Source organism: Paenibacillus sp. Soil724D2, from assembly GCF_001427935.1.
In the GTDB taxonomy this organism is placed as follows: domain Bacteria; phylum Bacillota; class Bacilli; order Paenibacillales; family NBRC-103111; genus Paenibacillus_E.
The window spans coordinates 78,213-97,902 of sequence record NZ_LMRY01000013.1; the positions used below are offsets into that span (position 1 = coordinate 78,213).

Consider the following 19,690-nt stretch of genomic DNA (forward strand, 5'->3'; position numbering starts at 1 on the left):
TAAGGTGGTGTGATGAATCATAACAAAGCCAATGATTAACTTTCAAAATTTGTCGATTGTGAAAAAAATGGCGATAGGCTATATCGTCATCATCTTTATTCCGATTATTTCATTCGGCCTATTTCTGTATAACCAGAACTACAACAGTTTTCTCGAAGAGTATGCACAAGGCAGGCAGAAAATTGTTAATCAGGTGCTTAACAACTTAAATGTAAGCACGGTGCAGATCGAATCCGCTTATCAATTATTTCAAAATAATTCGAATACCATTGCTTATTTAAGTGGGAACTACCGGACCGATTTCGATCAGGTCTCTAATTTTTTAACCTATATCAGACCCCTATTCTCTTATATTTTGTCATCCAATCGACTGATCGACGGAATGACTATCTATATGGAGCAGCAGAACGGTATGGTTTTTCGGCCCGAAATGGCTAGGATGGACGAGTCCAAACTAGACGAGAGCATAAAGAAACTCCCACTTGGTATTGGGAAATGGATTACGATAAATAACGGGTCGAATCCAGACATCAACCTACATTTTGTTCATAAAATCGGAAACCGGAACTTTGAACAGGATATCGGTCTCCTCGATATTAAAGTAACTTCCAAATTAATTAAACCTTTGTTAGAATCGCTAAATTTGAACAACAGAAGCAATTTATATGTGCTTGATCAGGATCACCAAGTCATTTCTCTTGTGAAAAAAATCCCCTTATCTCAGGATTCAGAACAAGCCTTATTTGCCGATGTCCTCCAATCGAACGCAAAATACTCGTATCAACAAGTTAACGGAAATAAAATGCTAATTGAATCGTTTTATGCCGAAGGCCTTAAACTTCAGTTTGTCATGATTGAGCAAGTTGATGATGTCTTTATTGGTATCAAAAAAAACAAATACGTACTCGTATTAACCGTATCCATCCTTTTATTACTACTTTCCGGCATCTACTACCTGATCGCTAGTTCGATTACGAAGCGCATTTTGAAGCTTTCCAAACATATGCGTCGAGTTGACGAAAACCATTTCCCGCTCTATCACGGGGAAATTAATAAGGATGAGGTTGGACATCTGACCTCCGCCTATAATGCGATGATCAGGCGTATGGATGAGTTGGTGAATACCGTACACCGCTCGGAAATGCTGCGAAAAGAGTCTGCCTATCTCATGATGCAGGCGCAAATCAAGCCTCACTTCCTGTACAATACGCTCGAATCGATACGCATGATCGCGGAAGCGAACGATGACCCAGAAGCAGCTGAAATGTCCTATACACTTGGCAAACTATTTCGCTACAGTCTATCGGGAACGAAAAGCGAGACTTCGCTGAGAGAAGAAGTAGAAAATGTAAAAGACTATATCAAAATCCAGCAAATTCGGCTGGCCGACCGGCTGCAAGTATCTTTCGATATAGATGCTGATATCGATAACTTTAATTGCCCTCACTATATGCTGCAGCCGATTATTGAAAACAGCATTGTTCACGGTATCGCGAATGTAAGAAAACAAGGCTTGCTTTCGATCCGTATCTGGGAGGATTCTACATGTATGTTCATTGCTGTTGAGGATTCTGGCGCAGGCATTGAGGAAGAAAGGCTTGTGCTCATCCAAGGTGTGTTAACCGGTAAAATGGATGTCCAGCATTTGCAAACGGATGGCGGGGGTCTCGGTATTTTTAATGTTAACGAACGCGTTAAAATGTTTTTTGGTGAAGGTTCAGGCATTCAATTGGAGAGTAAGCTCAACGTGGGGACAACGTGTATACTCAAGTTAGCTAAGGGGGCAATACAATGAAGCTGATGGTTGTCGATGATGAGCCTATCATTTTAAACGGGATTATCCGCATGATCCAGAAAGCGAATACATCGTTTATCGAGATCGTCGGCGCTGCCGACGGCGTTGATGCACTGCAAAAGCTAGCCTATTTTCAGCCCGACTTGATCCTAACGGATATTCATATGCCGGAAATGGACGGACTCGCTCTTATAAAAGAAATACAAGCTCAGAACCTTTGCAGCCGTTTCGTTATTTTAACCGGTTATGGTGATTTCGCCTATGCTAGACAAGCTCTGCGCTATCAAGTCATCGATTATTTGTTGAAACCGATTAATAAAGAAGAACTAATCACTGTACTCACGAGAGTTGGGCTTGCGATTCGGGAGGAACAGAAGCAAACCATTGAGCATGACCTTCTGCTTCTCAAAGAACATATCCTTTACAATACGCCATTGGAGGACATGCCTCTCAAGCCTGAGCAGCTGCACACCCTTCTTCCCGATCCGTATACGACGATCATCGTCTTCCAGGCATACGAGAGTATTCCTCTCTTGACCGCCGAACGTCTGGAAGGTATTTGTGCCCTTCTATCGCACGTTTGCAAGAAAACTTACACCGTCCAGTCCCGTTTCTTACGGCAAACTGTCCTCATTACGAACGGTGTGGATGTACCGACAGACGAAGAGTTGCGGCATGCATGTGGCGAGCTGTTCGATACGAAGAAAATACAGGTCAGCGGATATTGCATCGGGGTCAGTGTGAGCAAGAACGCTAACGATAATTTGCGTGATCTGTATATTGAAGCGATGGCTGCGATGTTATTCAATCGGTACTTTTCCAATAGCAGTTTGACGATATATAAACCAGAGTCAGAGAACATACATAGTGACTATGATAATCTTGTTCAATATATTGAACATTCGCTAGCCCAACAGATTTCTATCGAACAGATCGATAAGGACATTCAGTCCATACTTCCTCATTTCTCAGGCAATGCGGATTGTAATAATAAGCTGCGTGAGCAGTTTCTTATCTGTGTCGGTGTCTACCTGCAAAGTGTTGGCCTAGCGCCTGAAGCCATTTGGGGTGAGCATGCCGCAACCAAACTATTTTCGCAAAGCAACGCCACGCTTGAAAATATCAGTGTATCGGAGATCATCGCACAGCTAATTCGATATGCACGCAGCACCGATCGTCAGCAGCCGCACACTCAGGCAATCGATAAAATTGTCGCTTTCGTGGAACTCAATTACAAGCTGGATTTATCGCTCGATGCCGTTGCGGATCATGTGCAAATGCATCCTAATTACATCAGCATGCTGTTTCGTAAAGAGATGGGATTAACCTTCCTCCACTACTTGCATACGTTTCGGCTTGCCAAAGCCAAGCAAATCATGCAAGAGAATCCGGAATGGCCGATCAACACCATTGCGGAGCTTGTAGGTTACGAAAATCCGCGGCATTTTTTCAAAGTGTTTAAAAAATTCGAAAACATCACCCCCGGGCAATTCCGGCTTGGCATTTCTTTGTGATGAATTCCCGAAGGCTTCTTCCCTTTTTTAGTCCGTTTGCTTTATAACGCCGCTTCGATCGTATGGAGCGTTTGCCGCTGTACAGCTTTACTAAATAAATAAATAGACAAACTGAGCTCGAACACAACGACGACGGAACTAGTGATCCCAGCGATCAGACCATTAAGCCCAGGATTGTAGTCCACTAGAAGGAAAAGTATCGTCACTGATAAAATCACATTGCCGAATTTGCTGTAAGCGATTGTCTTATTTACACCATGATACATAGCAAGCCCGTTCAAATAGTCGATCCAGGGATAGAACGCCGATCTAATGATGAGCACACCCAAGATGGTTGTACAGTTACGAAGCAGTTCGCCGTGAATGCCGAGCCCTTTCTCGAGTACGATGTGACCGAGTGGCGACCAGGCAAGAAAAGCGACAAGGGCTGTGGAAATTATCGAGAGCGCAGTCGTCAGCGCAAGGACATGTCGCGGCTGCTCTTCATGGAAATTGAGCACAGCTTGATGTAAAAAGCTGGCGAATCCGGCGATCAGTCCCGCTAGATTGGAAGCGACCGCAAAGGCGGCGATCGCCTGAATGGGATCTAGACTATGGTTCATAGCCGCGTTCGTTGCTGGAGCGATTACAATAGAAACAATCGATCCATACAGCAGCGGCATGTAAAACGGGAATATATCCGGCTTCCAGCGTCTGATCGGATGGGAAGGCAGCTTGTCAGGCAGCCGTCTTGCAAGATAATGACCTTCAAAACAAGCAACCGCGCTCTCAATGGCCATCCCTGCCAAGAACAACATCGCTCCGTACCTGCTGTCGTTAGTTAGATTCCAGGTAACCATAGCCCAAGACATAAGGCCCATGACGAATAAGCGAATCAGAATGCCGATAGTCATCCATTTGGTCAACAGATGTTGGATTATAATGCCCTGGTACAAGCTGCGGGCAGCGGAAAACACGTTAACAAACATCAAGATTTGATAAGCATTGACTGTAGCATCCAACAAGCTGTCTTGCGCCCCAAAAACGTAGTGAAACAAGAGCCGACCAAGCGGCGTCCATGCAATCAGCGCGTTAAACAATGCAATGATGCCAACAATCGTAACGATCATGCGCACCATTTCACGAAACGAGTGTTGATCCTTCACGTATTTGGCACTGGTTTGCCGTAGTGGAGCGATAGCCTGTTCCAGGATAAACGACAAACTGAGTGCAAGCGCATAACCGCTTATAGTCAGATCAGGGTGCGGCGAGCGGGCAAGTACCCCGCTGATGATGACGTGAGTCAGTGAGGCAAGCAATGCTGAGGCGCCCATGGGCAGGTAAAATAAAATCAATCGAAGCAAAAGAGTTCCTCCTGATAGTCGGGTAGATGATTCCTTAAGAAAATTTCATTCAATAAAGTAATCCATAAATGTGGGATTGTGACGTTTACAAGCGATTATATTTATTATTTTGTGGAATTAAACACATTGTCCCCCATGAACCAACATGTGTCAAGGTTTATAACGGTAAGTTCCCCAATGACTTATGCTTTCATAAAAAAATACACCCCTTAGAATTCATTGGAATCAATTTTCCAATGTTTTTCTTAAGGGGTGCATCTCAAAACTTTAGTGAAACGTTGTTTATTCTTACCTTTTTACCAAGCATATGCCTGTGGAGCTGCTCCTCCTGGACCCGGGAAGATTTCATCCAATTTCTTTAACGTAGATTCATCAAGTTCAATATCTACAACACGCAGTGTATTTTGAAATTGTTCTAACGTACGCGGTCCAATAATCGGTGCTGTCATAGCTGGGTGAACTAGCGTCCATGCCAATGCCACATTCGCTTCACTCTCACCAAGTTCTTTGCTTAAAGTCGAGAAAGCCTCAAGCTGTGCACGAAACTTCTCTACCCTTTCAGGGTTACTCGCTCGTTTAGAGCCTTCAATCGGCTTCAAAGCATTGCCGCCTAACAATCCGCCATCTAGCGGGCTCCATGCGATTACACCAATTCCAAGTTCCTCGGCCGCTGGCAGTACCTCAAGTTCAGGCAGCCTGCAGAGCAAGCTGTATTTGTGCTGCTCAGATATAAGACCAATAAGATGACGAGCTTTGGCTTCATATTGCGCTTTCACCAAATCACGACCTGCAAAGTTACTAGAGCCTACATAGCCGATCTTCCCTTGGTACACTGGAACTTGAAAAGCTTCCCACAACTCATCCCAAGATACGTTGCGATCCACATGGTGCATTTGATAAAGCTCAATATGATCCGTTTGTAGACGGCGCAATGACGCGTCCAAATGTCGGCGAAGCTTGTAAGCGGAAAGTCCGCCTTCCCGGTTAGGTCCGTCGTTCACGTCATGCATGTCTCCATAGAACTTCGTAGCTAGGATCGTTTTCTCTCTACGTCCGCCGCCCTGTGCGAACCAGCGACCGATAATTTCCTCCGTACGCCCAGCATTTTCTCCCCAACCATAAATGTTTGCCGTATCAAAAAAGTTGATTCCAGCATCCAACGCAGCATCCATGATGCGAAAAGCTTCTTTTTCCTCTGTATCTACACCGAAGTTCATGGTTCCAAGGCACAATTTACTGACTTTTAACCCCGAACGACCTAAGTAACTATATTTCATTTTTATCTCCTCCAGTAGTTTTATAGAGCAAAGCTCGTTTTTCCAGCGTGAAGTGATATCTACTTTTTCATATCTCCATGATTATCATACCTGAATCTGCGGCGCTTCTAAAGTACGCACTTTTCCTTAACATAGTTGGCTTAGGGTAATCTACTTACCTAAATGTTAGTACTATTTTGATAAAAAAATTGCTGGAAAAATCAAAAAAAGCCGCGATTATCGCGACTTTCAAACCTATACCTTTTTAACAAATTCGGATTTTAATTTCATTGCTCCGAAATCATCAATTTTGCAATCAATATCATGGTCACCATCAACCAAACGTATATTTTTAACTTTTGTACCTATTTTGATAACGGATGAACTTCCTTTTACTTTAAGGTCCTTGATGACTGTAACCGTATCACCGTCGTTTAAGACATTTCCATTGGCATCTTTTACAATTTTGTTATCGGAACGATCTTCCGTTTCCAATTCTAAAGTCCATTCATGCGCGCATTCTGGGCAAATCAATAGATTCCCATCTTCATACGTGTACGCTGAATGACATTTTGGGCAATTTGGCAAATCTAGCATTAATCTCATTTCCCCCATTCGTTATATGCTTATATACTGCCATAATCTTCTCAAATTAACAACCCTTCCACCTTCCCTTGTAACGTACAAATGTACAAACACACTGGCCGCTTTTGCATTTACTGTATAAATAAAGGAAGGAGAAGTGATAGGATGAATGCGAAGCGAGTTACATTCTCAACTGGTATTTTGCGGAGACCGAATAAAACCAAGTTTGCCCTAGTCGATGTTGTTAACTTCAATAAAAAGTGCTCCCGCAGGGTAACGGTACAAGTGTTTGACTGGTCTACTGGTTCACCGATCCCCTTGAAGGTAAGTCCTTGCAACACAAAAAAGTGTACAGTAAAGGTAGGATCTAATAAATCGGTTTTCTTGTTTGCAGACGTGTCCAAGGTAAGGTTTAAATATGAAGTTCGCATTACACAGCCCAATGACCGCAAGTTAGTAACGAATGTAACGGGTGTTACGAATGTGCCCTTTACTCCACAAGAAGGGGATACGGTGCTTCAACGAAGCTTAATAAGAATAAAATAGCATTACTATTTTAGCTGAAATTATTTCATATATGAACAGACCGCGACAGCATCTGCTCTCTTTGTGTTATTTTACTTTCGACTACCTTGCAATGTAAGATTAAGGAAACAACCAAAGAAATGAGATGATTTCAGATGGAGAAAATAGTAAAAGTGTTAGCCATTTCGGGGAGTCTTCGCCAAAAGTCTTCAAATACAGCTCTTATACACGCTATTATAGGATTAGCTCAAAAAGATATAGTCTTCACTGTATACAACGGTTTAGGTGATCTACCGCATTTTAACCCCGATCTTGACATCGATGACGGACCAGAATCAGTCCATGATCTGCGCACACAACTAAACGAAGCGGATGCCGTTCTTATATGCACACCTGAGTATGGGAATGGAGTACCTGGGGCTTTGAAAAATGCGCTGGACTGGTTAGTTTCATCAGGTCAGTTTATGAATAAACCGACAGCGGTAGTCACAGCGTCTCCCACTCCAATGGGTGGTGACAAAGCGCATGATTCCATTCTCCTGACGCTGAACATGATCAATGCCAAAATTGTTGAGGCGGGAACTATGATGATACCCCATATTAACTTAAAACTTAATAAAGAAGGCTTCATTACTGATGCATTAACCGAAACAGGCTTAAGGTCCCTGCTTGAAAGTCTTGTTGAGGCTTCTACTTAAGTCAGATTCTCCCTCTTATTCCTGATGTTTTGTTATTATGAAAAATAAAAAGAGCTCCGAGTTCTCGAAGCTCTCTTTAGCCATATTTATTACTTGAACCATCCTTTTTCTTTAAAACGCATAATAGCCTCAATACGATTGCTTACATTGAGTTTATCAAGGATGACAGAAATGTAGTTGCGGACGGTTCCTGTGGTTATATACATTTGATCAGCGATTTCCTTCGTATTTTTACCATCGGCTATCAAGATCAGTACTTCCTTCTCACGCTCGGTCAATGGATTTTCTTCCCCATATGCGTCATCTACTAACTCTGAGGCATAGATGCGGCGTCCGGCCATGATACTGCGAATCGAAGTAGCGAGTTCCTCACTCGGGCTATCTTTCAACAAATAACCGTTGGCACCTGCCTTCACAGCTCTTTCAAAGTATCCGGAACGGGCAAATGTAGTCAGTATCATCACCTTGCAGCCAAATCCCTTAAGTTCCTCAGCCGCGTCTAATCCGCTCTTGACTGGCATCTCAATATCCATGATACAAATATCCGGCTTATGAAGATGAACCAATCTCACAGCATCCTCGCCATTGCTTGCTGTACCAACGACCTGCATATCTTCTTCCAAATCCAGCAAAGAAGCAAGTGCGCCAAGCAGCATTCGTTGGTCCTCGGCAATTACAATTCGAATCATATCCCCGCCTCCCTTTCCGGTGGTTTGAAGACATTCGGCACTTTAATAACGATCGTCGTTCCTTGGTTTGAAACAATTTCCATGCATCCGTTCACAAACTCAAGCCGCTCTTTCATGCCGCGCAGTCCATTTCCAAGTAAAACAACAGATTCTTTGGCCATGCCGACCCCATTGTCCCCCACCTTGATAACCAAATCGGATTGTGATGGCTCAATGGAGATCGAACAGGTAGATGCACTGCTATGTTTAATAATATTGGTAATGGCTTCTTTTAAGCACATACTCACCACATTCTCGTTCATTAATGAAGTGTTGGTTAACTGAGGATCCCCTTCCAAAATAAGGTCGATCTCAGCAGCCTTCAAAATCTGCTTAACGCGAAACATCTCATCCTCGAGTCTAGTACCCCGCATGGATGTAACCATTTCTCGCACTTCCTTCAATGCACTTCTAGCCGTCTGCCGAACATCATTGATTTCAATTTGTGCTTTCGTCGGGTTTTTGCTAATTAATTTCCCCGCCAAATCACTCTTTAAGCCAATTAATGAGAGCTTCTGACCCAGTGTATCATGTAAGTCGCGGGCTATTCTTTGGCGTTCTTCCAACTTTACAAGCTCGGAAATTCGTTTATTTGCGTCCTCTAGCTGTCCCTGCAGTTTATCACTTCTGTTTCGGTTGTACGTGGTGACTGGAAGGAGAATTACGCCAATCACGTTAATGATGACAAACGGCAGCTGCGTAATATAAACAGGGTTTTGGGATACAAATCCATAGTTGATCGTTACAATAGTACTGACTAGATGAATGGTGTACAACGTAATAAATCCGGCTCGATTTTGAATATTGCCAATAAAAAAAGCTAAAAACAGCGAGAAATATACATAACTAAATAGTAAGGTCATGGTAATTGAAATCAGAATTTGTACACTCGACCAGAAGTACATAAGCCAGCCTTTAGAGACAAAGGAAAGCACGTAGCAGATAAAGAAAACAATAATCATGCTAGTGCCTAATACGATTTGGTAAGTAGCAGAAGAACGAAATATGAAGTAAAAAGGGAGGATGTAAAAGACAACCCATACATACGGACTAAGACCTGTTTTTTTATGAAAAATCTGATGCCACTTTTGCATGGTTCCTTACCCTCTTTTTCTTCGTTGTTGATTTCATTCTATTTTAACATAAACATGTATGGACTGGATTATTTTCCTTATATGACCGATTTACGGACTTTTAAGTTGTTCCCCAAAGAATCTTGCTTATCTTGGTTAGGGAGCACCTGTTTTTTATTTTTATAACCGACAAACGTTTTGTTCTGCTCGTCCCAAAGACGGAAACGTAACGATTGCAGACTCGTGCTAATAGTAATCGTCGTTGCTTTTTGCAGCGGAGGAGTTGCATTATGCGCCTTCTCCAAGTTATAATTTGGCACTTTTGGACTCAAATGATGCACATGATGAAACCCAATATTTCCGGTTATCCATTGCAAAAGCTTGGGCAGCTTGTAATAAGAGCTTCCATCTACCGCGGCTTTCACATAACTCCAATCCTCTTCGTTCTCAAAGTAGGAATCCTCAAACTGATGCTGTACATAGAACAACCAAATCCCCAGCAAGCCGGCTACGAAAACGAGCGGAGCTTGGATCATAACAAACGACTGCCATCCAATTGCCCAGCACATAAATGCATATAAACCGATGATGGAAACATTAGTCAAGTAAGTACTAATTCTTTCCTTACGCTTCGCACCTTTTGTATTAAAGCGGTTCGTAAATAGGAATAAAAAGATAGGGCCAAGTCCAAACATAATGAAAGGATTCCGATATAATCGATAGGCAACTTTGCGCAATAATGGAGACGCCGCATATTCATCGACAGTAAGAACCCACATATCACCTGTACCGCGTTTCTCGAGGTTACTGCTCGTTGCATGATGAATTGAATGACTGTTTTTCCATTGTTGATAAGGAAAGAGTGTAAGGATCCCCGTTATCGTACCGATGATTTCGTTAGCTCGACGGCTTTTGAAGAACGATTGGTGACAACAATCATGGAAAATGATAAAAGTCCGTATAACAAACCCGGAAGCAATGAACGTAATCGGCAATGTTATCCAATAAGATACCGATAGGCTTAGATAGGCAGCATACCACAGCAGCAATAAAGGTCCTAAGGTGTTGAGCAGCTGTTTAACACTGGCCTTCGTATTTGATTTTTCATAAGGGGCAACCTGTTTTTTTAAATTGGATAGCGTAGATTGGGTCATTGTAGAGTTCCTCCTCGGGTATGGTAAGCGGGTCATGTTGTCAACGTAAGTCGCAATATCCTATCTTCATTATAGATATCGCTTTCATTTCGTTGTAGTCATAAACGTCAAGTAGCGAGTATGATAAATGTCATGTCCTATGTCAAAAAAAAGTGCCGCTACTCCGTAAAATAACGAAATAGCAGCACTTTTTCACTTGGATTTGAAGTTACATATAACATTCTTATTTTAGACGCAGTCCCGCTTTATGCGATATGCATTGAAAATTGTTAAAACAAATTAGTCATGGTCCTGATCTACTAATTTGCTCATCAAAAGTCTGACTTTCGAATCGGTATCCGAACCGGGAGAAGGTGTATACACACTACATCTTAAATCGGTACGCCCTTGTACTTGAAGCGTTGTCAAATCGAACAGCATCTTTCCCACTTTGGCATGCCTGAATTCAATGAATACTTCGGGGGCTGAACTCACATCACTTTGGTTCCAAAAAGTTTTAAAATCCTGGCTCTGCTCACTGATCTGCTCGATAAACTCACTGTACCAGTTATCTCCCACATACTGCCCATAATAAGATCGAAACATCGCCAAGAATCCCTTTACAAAATCATGCCAGTTTACAGCCAGAGCCTTTAATTCTTTACGTGTAAAAAGCAGCCATATCATATTTCTTTGCTCTACAGGAATAATCGCAAAATCTAGGAATATAGCCGCGGCTGCTTGATTCCATCCAACAATATTACATCTACGATCTGAAATAATCGTGGGGCAATCGTGAAGTTCTGTCAGTATTCTGCTTAAAGCCGGGCTGATCGTAGGTATATGATCTACAAATGTGGTCGGTGCCGGCTGCTCGAGAGCCAGCATGAAGAGATACTGGCGCTCATCCTCATTAAGCTGCAAAGCTAAAGCAATACGGTCCAATACTTGCACGGACATTTTGATATCTCTACCCTGCTCTAACCATGTATACCAAGTCGTGCTGACACCAGCAATTGAAGCAACTTCTTCTCTGCGCAAGCCAGGTGTTCGTCTACGGCTCCCGCCAAGCACTCCAGCTTCACTGGGTTGAATTCTAGCACGATGTGTAGTTAAAAATTCGGATAGAGCCTGTAACCGTTCCTTTGTATCCACGCCATAATCCTCCTACGCATTTATCATAGAAGCTATTATACCAGTATAAACCGTAACTTGTAATAGGATAAAAATTGTGACAATCTAATGGAAAGCAAACCATTAGGAGGAATAACAAATGAAACGTGTAGTTGTGACAGGAATGGGCGTCATTACACCCATTGGTAATCAGGTGGATACGTTCTGGGGGAATCTTACGGATGGTAGATCAGGTATTACCAAAATAGATCATATGGATGTAACAGATTATAAAACCAATTTTGCTGGTGTTGTTCGAAATTTTGATGCAGAAGCAGCAGTTGGTCGGCGAGATGTACGCCGAATGGACCGATACTGCCAATTTGCCGTTGCCGCGGCCAAGCAGGCACTTGATGATGCGGCATTAGTCATTGATTCAACGAATGAGGAACGTATAGGTGTCTATATTGGCTCTGGAATTGGCGGTATCCAAACGATTCTGGACAATTATCGGACGTTACTGACCCGCGGACCTAGCCGCGTGAGTCCAACCGTTGTACCTATGATGATCGCCAATATGGCGGCGGCACAGGTCAGTATCCTATTCGGAGCCAAGGGCCCCTCGCTAGCTCCAGTGACCGCTTGCGCCACGGGCAATAATGCCATTGGCGAAGCTTTCAAGCTTATCCAGCGCGGAGGCGCAGACGCCGTCATTGCCGGCGGCGCCGAAGCGACGGTCACCGACCTCGCGCTGGCGGGCTTCGGCAATGCGACGGCGCTGTCGACGCGCTGTGACGCGCCGGAGCAGGCAAGCCGCCCGTTCGACGCGGAGCGGGACGGCTTCGTCGCCGCCGAAGGCGCCGGCGTGCTCGTGCTGGAGTCGCTCGAGCATGCCGAGCGGCGGGGGGCGCGGATCCATGCCGAGCTCGTCGGCTATGGATCGACCTCGGACGCCTATCACATCGTGGCGACCGATCCTGAAGGCTCGGGGGCCTACCGAGCCATGCGCGAAGCGATCGCCGACGCGGGAATCGCCGCGGCGGAGATCGACACGATCAACGCTCACGCAACGAGCACGATCGCTGGCGATCTTTCAGAGACGCTCGCCATCAAGCGGCTGCTTGGTCGCGGCGCGTATGACGTGCCGATCAGCGCAAACAAGTCCATGCTCGGCCATATGCTTGGCGCAGCTGGCGGTGTAGAAGCTGTCGCACTGATCAAAACCTTACAGGACGGCCTCATCCCTCCGACAATTAATCTAGAAAATCCAGATCCCAAGTGTGATCTTGATTACGTTCCACTCGTTGCAAGACGGGCTGAACTTCAATATGGCCTGTCCAGTTCATTTGGATTTGGCGGGCATAACGCCGTCCTCATTTTCAAAAAACATGAGTAAGTAATCCCTTCCTTCTACTCTAATACCAAATAAACCTAATCCGTTCAGCATAACGAAATGGATTAGGTTTATTCCTTAACTGATTCAGGAAGTCTAGTGCCAGAACCATTTCTCATAAATATAGTAGGTGCAAAATGAAATGAAAGCGAGGGCTATACTGAGCCACCCTGTAAGAAGGGCACCTTTTTTTTCTTTGATCATACCAGTCTTCGCATAGAGTCTAACATCGAAACTTAAAATGAGGATCCCAGAAATTAGTAACAACAAAACCGTGTAATAGTTAAAGGTAATCATTGTCGAACCCTTTCTCACCCGAGCCGCGGTCGTAAAACTCCTAGTATGGAACTAAGCTTATTTGGTTTTCGTGCCAATTCGTCGAATATTTATACGTAGGCTTACCTCAACGGACATTTCACGATACATATCTTCCCATTTCTGCTTCGTTTTAATTTCCCTATTCCAATAGGAAGGATGGAAAGCACGCACGTCTTCCCCGAAACCGAAAATGTCGCAACCGTCCTTTTGGGTCTGGTGAATTAGTTTTTCAAACCCTATTTTCCCGTCCTTTTCTATGGATTGCTCTAATTTTTTAATCGTTTCCTTCGTTAGCGTCAAATTTTCATCCGATTTTTCCCGTAAATCTCCTTCGATTTGACTCACAACTTTGGCATGAATTTTACCGTTTATGATCTCCGTAGTAATTTTCGCTTTACGATGCGTAGATTGAAACATGACAGATGTTTCTGAACCGGGTATCTGTGTAATGACGCTGTATCCTCCAGGATTGATTTGCTTCATTGCCATAAAGTGACCAATTTGCAGTGGCGTAGTGATTCCCTCCATTTTATCACCTCTAAAATAAGCCAATCCGGCGATTTCAATGTTAGATTCTTTCTTCAAATCCAGATACGGGAGAGACCCTTCCTGTCCTTTAGCTGAACTAGCACTATAGAAAACGCCTAGGAAATTATTTGGAAGTTTACCCATTTCCTTGGCACGATCTAGAGTGGCCACTAGATATAAGGTGGGAACACGTTCCAATTGGGGAGTAGCTCTCATGATATCTGAAGCCTTCCCTTTGGACACAACCATCCAAACTGTTCTTCTTACCTGAGGCTGACGACGGAAGAAATCTTTCTCATTTTCGATCCCTTTCCGTGCCATCGCTTCTGACACTACGATTACACGCAAATGACCAAAAAACAAGCGATCCGCCAATTGCTGCTGTAGATTCATCAAAGAATCATTGATGGTACTCCCAACGCTGCTCAGCACCCAGACTGGTTTCTGCCCGGCTGGTACGCCTCCAGTACCTCCCGTCCCCAAAGGAATGCGTCCCGGAACGGCAATTTGTACGGTGATACGTATTAATCCTTTATTCGACTTAGGATTTTTAAGGATTTGGGTTGCATTGCTGCTTTCATTCGCTTCTTGCGGTTTGGCCTCATCGATGGCAATGGCTAAAATAACAGCTCGATCTTCGATTTCCAAACGATCCCAGCATCCCGTAAGCATTGGTAAAAGGAATAGAAAAATTAGAATACGGCTAATCCGTTTTCGCCACACGCTGATCACCCCGACTCCCCTTCTTTTTCTTGCGAATGAGGGCTACGATCAGTAGAACCAAAGGATAGAAGACCGTGATGACCAGTCCCCAACGACCAACAACTTGAATAATGCCATACATCTGAAGTAGGTTTTGGGGAAACATGGCAATGACATAGATGAAAGGAATGAGAAAAAATGAGAAAAGCTTGTGATCGCGCAAATGTAACAGTTGGCTTAGAAAGTGAATAGCCAAGTAATAGGTCGACAGCAATGTTGTAAATACCGCTGTGACCCAAACGGCAAGAAAAGCGCCATCCAACCTCTCCAGGATGTTAGCCGGCAATGATGTAGTTTTGGCTAATTCCAAGGTAGGCCAAACTAAATTCTTAATTTCCTCTGCACCAAATACGCCAACTGTAGCAACTACAATGAGTAAGTAGAGCCCCCCCGAAATCAACATGCCTACTAAGCTTGCCAACATCGCTCTATCCGGCTTACGCATAGCAGGAATTACGATGGTCATAACGAATGACCCTTGAAACAAGGCAGCCATGGTAAGGATTCCTTTTGACATGCCGCTCGGCTCATTCCCCCATATTGGCAATAAATTGACCATTTGCGCATTTTTTAGCGATAGAACGACGATCAATACAAGCGGGAATACAATAAGCGGGAAATAAAAATGATGAAAATAGGTAAAGGTTGTCATATCAGCACGCGAGGAAACCGCAGCTAACAACAGCATCACAATAACAGTCACTTCCAGCGGCGTTTTCGTTAATACGGAAGTCACTACGACTTCACCGAATTCGCGCGAAGCGAGTGCTGTAAGTACGGAAAAGAAAACGATGATTAAGACACTGAATACCCGAGCCGTCCATTTACCGATCAGAACTTCACTATATTCAATAATCGTTTGAGTTGGAAAGCGCATGCCGAGTACGGTAACTAGCCAAAGCCCAAGAGAACCGATTAAGATACCTATAAAGGTTACGAGCGGCGCCCCCGAATCGGCAGCTCTAACAGCAAAAAGCGAAAGTGCTAATACACCAACACCAATAATCGTGCTAATTAGAATTATCGCTGCTTGAATCATTGTTACTTGACGAGGATACTCCATCTTCTATGTCCCTCCTTGTATTGCCTACTTTCAATGGATCTAAGGTATTGCTTTGCGGATGCTTCATTTTCTTCGTTTTCATTCCCAGACGGGTATCATTCGGCGTATGCAAGAGTGCCGGTCTCTTTGGCATGGACCAGAGTGGCAGCCGAGCCAATGTATCCTTCATCCCTTGGAAATTTCCTGGGACAATCGGACTCAAGTAAGGCACCCCGAACGATTTTAAGGAGAGCATATGGTTGGCGATCAGGATAAGCCCGATCATCACGCCGTACAAGCCAAACATCCCGGCCAAAATCACAAGCGGAAAGCGCAGCATCCTTAACGCCAACGCCGCGTTGTACGCCGGTGTGGCAAAAGAACCGATCGTTGTTAAGGCGATGATTACGACCGTAATGGGACTGATGAATCCAGCCGCAACCGCTGCTTGTCCAACGACTAGCACACCGACAATCGATAGCGCTCCCCCAACCTGCTGGGGCAGCCGTAGAGTCGCTTCCCTCAGCACCTCCATGGAAACCTCCATGACCAGAACTTCAATTAGAGATGGAAAAGGCACTCCGGCTCTCCCACCCGCAACGGCTACAGCAAATTCTGTTGGTATGAGCTCCGGATTAAAAGAAATCAGAGCTACATATAACGAAGGGAAAATCAAGGAAAAAACAAGAGCTACCAGTCGCGCTAGTCGAATAAAGCTGACCAGTAGAAATCGTTCCGAGTAATCTTCGACCGTTTGGTAAAATTGACTGAACACAGTCGGCAATATGAGGGCAAAGGGGGAACCGTCGACCAGCAGAATAACCCTGCCTTCCAGAAGATTGGCGACAGCCTTATCCGGGCGTTCCGTATTTTGGATCTGCGGGAACGGGGATAAATGATTATCCTCGATAAACTGCTCCAAGTACCCAACATCAAGAATCCCATCAATATCTATCAAGGCTAATCGTCTGAACACCTCTTCAACAAGTTGGGGATTAACAATCCCATCCAAGTAACAGATAGCTACTTTAGATTTGGTTATACGCCCTATTCGAAGCGTTTTTACCCGTAGATCCGGTGTCGGGAGGCGGTAACGAAGCAAGGAAAGGTTCGTACCCAACATTTCGATAAATCCTTCTCGTGCTCCGCGGATAACCTGCTCCGTTTCAGGTTGCGTGATCGAACGCTTGTCCACATTTCGTGTACTAAATAGCAGCGCATCCTCCATCCCGTCCACTACAAGAACCGTTTCTCCTTGTACAACAGCTTGGATAATCTCAGATAACTGTTTTTCTGTTCTCCCTTCACAGGCATACAGTGTATCTCGAAATAATACCTCCTTTAAGGGCCGGCTTTCCTTCGCTTTCCCCTGTTTGTTAGTCGACGATAACATCAACGGTTTTAAAATATGCTCATTTAAATACTGCTTCTCAATTAAGTCGGAGAAATACAAAAGCACAGCCGGGTACTGATCAAATATACGAAACCGGTGCATAACAAAATCGTCGTTTTCACCAAGTATTTTATCAACGAATGAAATCGTCTCTTCGAGAAGTGGCGTGATTTTCCCTTCTTCATTTTCCTCCAAAACCTGATGAGCAGGCGGCCCCTTCGGCGGAATCATACGAGGTTGCTGGCTCTGAGCTACTTTTATAGACCTTCGTTTATACCATTGCCACATAGCCACGCTAACACCGCCTCCTGAAAACAGTCCCAAGATGATCTATTCTTCCGGATTCCCTTTCATTTCCTTCTCCGTATTTTTATCCATTTTCCCAATAATATACATGAGAATAGGTAATCTGTACGGAAGAGCCTTTCCTAACGTAACTCCAAAGAGGAAGTTTCCATAGATACATCGAATAACTGTATGGTAAATTATTTTCGAACTGGCGAGGGGGCCATTATGCTTTATATTAAAGATGTTTTGCTGCAATTACTGTTCGCCCTAACTCCCTTTGTTCTATATAACATCTACTACCGTGATAAAACCGCAAACTATTCAAAACGGTTTATCAATATAACGTGTATGATTTGCCTATTTATGTCTATGACCTTTCATTCTAGCGTGCAGAACGGAATCATTTTTGACATCCGTTACGTGATCATGTTTTTTGGAATGGTTTACGGCGGCATGACTACTGGACTTATATTGCTTGTTGAGTTTGTCTTGTACCGCGTACTAATTGGTGGACAAGGACTACTTTCAGCGATGATTATTCTTGTGATTACATTCAACTTATCTGCCCTATTAGCCATCTTATATCGCCGACGCTCCGAGTACCGAAACCTAATAACTTTCCTAGCTGGGTTAAGCTTTTCATTTATACCTATTTGCGTCATGTTGGTAACTGAACGTAAATATATAGTCGAGAACTTGACGTTTAATATCCTAGCTATGCCCGTCCAAAATTCCTTGGGTATTTGGCTATTGATTTCCCTTTTCAATAAGGCTGTTTCGGATAAGCAGCTATTCCAGAAATATCTTCAAAACGAAAAAGTTGAAACCATCGCTCATGTCGCCGCCTCGCTTGCCCATGAAGTGCGCAATCCGCTTACAGCCGTAATTGGATTCCTGAAATTAATTCGTAATGATTCTCTCTCAAAAGAAAAGACCAACTATTACATTGATATTTGTGTTGAAGAAATGAAGCGTACGGAAGTTATTCTTTCCGAATACCTATCCATAGCTAAACCTAGCACTCCAATTTATGAACAAATGGATCTTGTGCCGCAGTTGAACTCCGTTATAGATATCATGACACCATACGCTAACATGAATAACGTCGCATTAGAGGTACACAATCAGGGGCAAGAACTTTATATATCTTCGAATCCAAATGAAATCAAACAGCTACTTATTAATTTTATAAAAAATGCCATCGAGGCTTGCTCATATATCTCAAGGGGAAAAGTCGTCATTCGTTTGGACACCGAATCTCAACTCTATGCTAAGATAACCATACATGATAACGGGGTTGGCATGAGCAGCGAGCAGCTTGAGCGGCTTGGGACCATTTATTTTTCAACAAAAAGCAAAGGGACAGGATTAGGACTAACCTCCTCCTATCAATTAATCCGTTCGATGAACGGTGCTGTAAATGTTCGAAGTACATTAGGAAAAGGAACAGAATTCGTTATCTCGTTACCATTAACCAACTGACTATTTTCTTTATTAGTTTCAAAAGTTTGAGATAAACAAGAAGAGGCTGTCTCAAAAGTAACATGATAGATGTGTGGGACAGATCCAATTGTTTAAAAATAGTAAATATTTGAATGAAAAGGAGCTAAGTGCTTGTATATGCTTAGCTCCTTTGTTTTTGGCGTCCACCGCCGCTTTCTTCAGTAAGTTGTGGGCAAGCGAAAGCCACCCTACCTCTCAGATTTACTTTGGGTAAGCTTTGAAGCATGAACCTTTTGAAACCACGATTGTTCTTCCGATCATCAAACGCTGGTTCCAGCTCGATCATACGTCGAAACGCTAGCGTGCTTAATCGAAATCCCATCGTCCTATATGCTCTTTTCCATATTCGCAATTGAAAGATGTTGTAGAAAGTGCAACATTAGCTGCCTAAATCTCGCCGTCCTCACATCGTTGTTGCATTATGTACAACAATTCGGTCCTATAAAGGCCCACATCGCAACAAGTGGGCTCAAAATGTTGTACAAACTGCAACTTCAAGTTGCAAAATAGCCTTTTGGCGTGTGAATTGTTGTAGAGAATACAACATTCGTAATCCTACAGCCCATCTAACGTCACGAAAGCTGAATGGGACTATCCCAAACTAACATGGCCATTGTTTTGTCGTAAAGCCTATCTCTCAGACTTCTTCGGCGACTTTTTGGACAGCCATTTTTGCTGCAATGATGTATTTCATCGTTAG

At 43.7% G+C, this 19,690-nt stretch carries 17 protein-coding genes; 6 read left to right on the forward strand and 11 right to left on the reverse strand.

Going from position 1 to position 19,690, the window contains the following annotated elements:
- Window positions 1-31: 31 nt before the first annotated feature.
- Window positions 32-1,795, forward strand: coding sequence for a sensor histidine kinase (locus ASG85_RS15165; RefSeq protein WP_057301375.1), 1,764 nt, complete (start codon window positions 32-34; stop codon window positions 1,793-1,795).
- Window positions 1,792-3,309, forward strand: a complete 1,518-nt coding sequence (locus ASG85_RS15170) for a response regulator (protein WP_060646716.1) — start codon at window positions 1,792-1,794, stop codon at window positions 3,307-3,309. Before ASG85_RS15165 ends, ASG85_RS15170 begins: the two co-directional genes overlap by 4 nt.
- Window positions 3,310-3,350: 41 nt before the next feature.
- On the opposite strand, the gene ASG85_RS15175 is transcribed toward ASG85_RS15170, so the two are convergent.
- The 3 genes from ASG85_RS15175 to ASG85_RS15185 all read right to left on the reverse strand — a co-directional run bounded on the left by ASG85_RS15175 (window position 3,351) and on the right by ASG85_RS15185 (window position 6,505).
- A complete protein-coding gene (locus tag ASG85_RS15175; RefSeq protein WP_060646717.1) occupies window positions 3,351-4,652 on the reverse strand; it encodes a hypothetical protein in 1,302 nt (433 codons plus the stop codon).
- Window positions 4,653-4,948: 296 nt separating this feature from the next.
- Window positions 4,949-5,929, reverse strand: coding sequence for an aldo/keto reductase (locus ASG85_RS15180; protein ID WP_057301378.1), 981 nt, complete (start codon window positions 5,927-5,929; stop codon window positions 4,949-4,951).
- Window positions 5,930-6,163: 234 nt separating this feature from the next.
- A complete protein-coding gene (locus ASG85_RS15185) occupies window positions 6,164-6,505 on the reverse strand; it encodes a zinc ribbon domain-containing protein YjdM (RefSeq protein WP_057301379.1) in 342 nt (113 codons plus the stop codon).
- 153 nt (window positions 6,506-6,658) lie between these two features.
- Between ASG85_RS15185 and ASG85_RS15190 the strand changes: the two genes are divergently transcribed.
- Together ASG85_RS15190 and ASG85_RS15195 are read left to right on the forward strand one after the other, a co-directional pair.
- On the forward strand, window positions 6,659-7,039 hold the full coding sequence (locus ASG85_RS15190; protein WP_060646718.1) for a hypothetical protein: 381 nt from the start codon (window positions 6,659-6,661) through the stop codon (window positions 7,037-7,039).
- 134 nt (window positions 7,040-7,173) lie between these two features.
- Window positions 7,174-7,716: an NADPH-dependent FMN reductase gene (locus tag ASG85_RS15195; protein WP_060646719.1), complete on the forward strand. Its 543-nt coding sequence runs from the start codon at window positions 7,174-7,176 to the stop codon at window positions 7,714-7,716.
- An 89-nt stretch (window positions 7,717-7,805) separates the two neighbouring features.
- Here ASG85_RS15195 and ASG85_RS15200 read toward each other — a convergent pair whose 3' ends face one another.
- The 4 genes from ASG85_RS15200 to ASG85_RS15215 all read right to left on the reverse strand — a co-directional run bounded on the left by ASG85_RS15200 (window position 7,806) and on the right by ASG85_RS15215 (window position 11,805).
- A complete protein-coding gene (locus ASG85_RS15200) occupies window positions 7,806-8,405 on the reverse strand; it encodes a response regulator transcription factor (protein WP_029197103.1) in 600 nt (199 codons plus the stop codon).
- Window positions 8,402-9,538 (reverse strand): sensor histidine kinase, encoded by a 1,137-nt coding sequence (locus tag ASG85_RS15205; protein ID WP_057301382.1) that lies wholly within the window; start codon window positions 9,536-9,538, stop codon window positions 8,402-8,404. Before ASG85_RS15205 ends, ASG85_RS15200 begins: the two co-directional genes overlap by 4 nt.
- 77 nt (window positions 9,539-9,615) lie before the next feature.
- Window positions 9,616-10,671 (reverse strand): fatty acid desaturase, encoded by a 1,056-nt coding sequence (locus tag ASG85_RS15210; RefSeq protein ID WP_060646720.1) that lies wholly within the window; start codon window positions 10,669-10,671, stop codon window positions 9,616-9,618.
- A gap of 279 nt (window positions 10,672-10,950) precedes the next feature.
- Window positions 10,951-11,805 (reverse strand): helix-turn-helix transcriptional regulator, encoded by an 855-nt coding sequence (locus ASG85_RS15215; RefSeq protein WP_057301384.1) that lies wholly within the window; start codon window positions 11,803-11,805, stop codon window positions 10,951-10,953.
- A gap of 118 nt (window positions 11,806-11,923) precedes the next feature.
- Here ASG85_RS15215 and fabF point away from each other — a divergent pair, with 118 nt between their 5' ends.
- Window positions 11,924-13,159: a beta-ketoacyl-ACP synthase II gene (gene fabF, locus ASG85_RS15220; protein WP_060646721.1), complete on the forward strand. Its 1,236-nt coding sequence runs from the start codon at window positions 11,924-11,926 to the stop codon at window positions 13,157-13,159.
- Window positions 13,160-13,252: 93 nt separating this feature from the next.
- Here the strand turns inward: fabF and ASG85_RS39880 are convergent, their stop codons facing one another.
- Genes ASG85_RS39880 through ASG85_RS15240 form a run of 4 tightly spaced genes read right to left on the reverse strand, consistent with a single transcriptional unit; the run spans window position 13,253 to window position 17,430 of the window.
- Window positions 13,253-13,453, reverse strand: coding sequence for a CLC_0170 family protein (locus ASG85_RS39880; RefSeq protein WP_057301386.1), 201 nt, complete (start codon window positions 13,451-13,453; stop codon window positions 13,253-13,255).
- 57 nt (window positions 13,454-13,510) lie between these two features.
- Entirely contained in the window at window positions 13,511-14,734 is a 1,224-nt protein-coding gene (locus tag ASG85_RS15230; RefSeq protein ID WP_057301387.1) for a Ger(x)C family spore germination protein, read from the reverse strand.
- Window positions 14,706-15,827 carry a GerAB/ArcD/ProY family transporter gene (locus ASG85_RS15235; RefSeq protein ID WP_057301388.1) on the reverse strand — a complete coding sequence of 374 codons (1,122 nt, stop codon included), beginning with the start codon at window positions 15,825-15,827 and terminating at the stop codon, window positions 14,706-14,708. Before ASG85_RS15235 ends, ASG85_RS15230 begins: the two co-directional genes overlap by 29 nt.
- Window positions 15,775-17,430 (reverse strand): spore germination protein, encoded by a 1,656-nt coding sequence (locus ASG85_RS15240; RefSeq protein ID WP_057301672.1) that lies wholly within the window; start codon window positions 17,428-17,430, stop codon window positions 15,775-15,777. The genes ASG85_RS15235 and ASG85_RS15240 overlap by 53 nt, the downstream gene beginning before the upstream one ends.
- 282 nt (window positions 17,431-17,712) lie before the next feature.
- On the opposite strand from ASG85_RS15240, the gene ASG85_RS15250 reads away from it, so the two are divergent.
- Window positions 17,713-18,969 (forward strand): sensor histidine kinase, encoded by a 1,257-nt coding sequence (locus ASG85_RS15250; protein WP_060646722.1) that lies wholly within the window; start codon window positions 17,713-17,715, stop codon window positions 18,967-18,969.
- The last annotated feature ends 721 nt before the right edge of the window (window positions 18,970-19,690 follow it).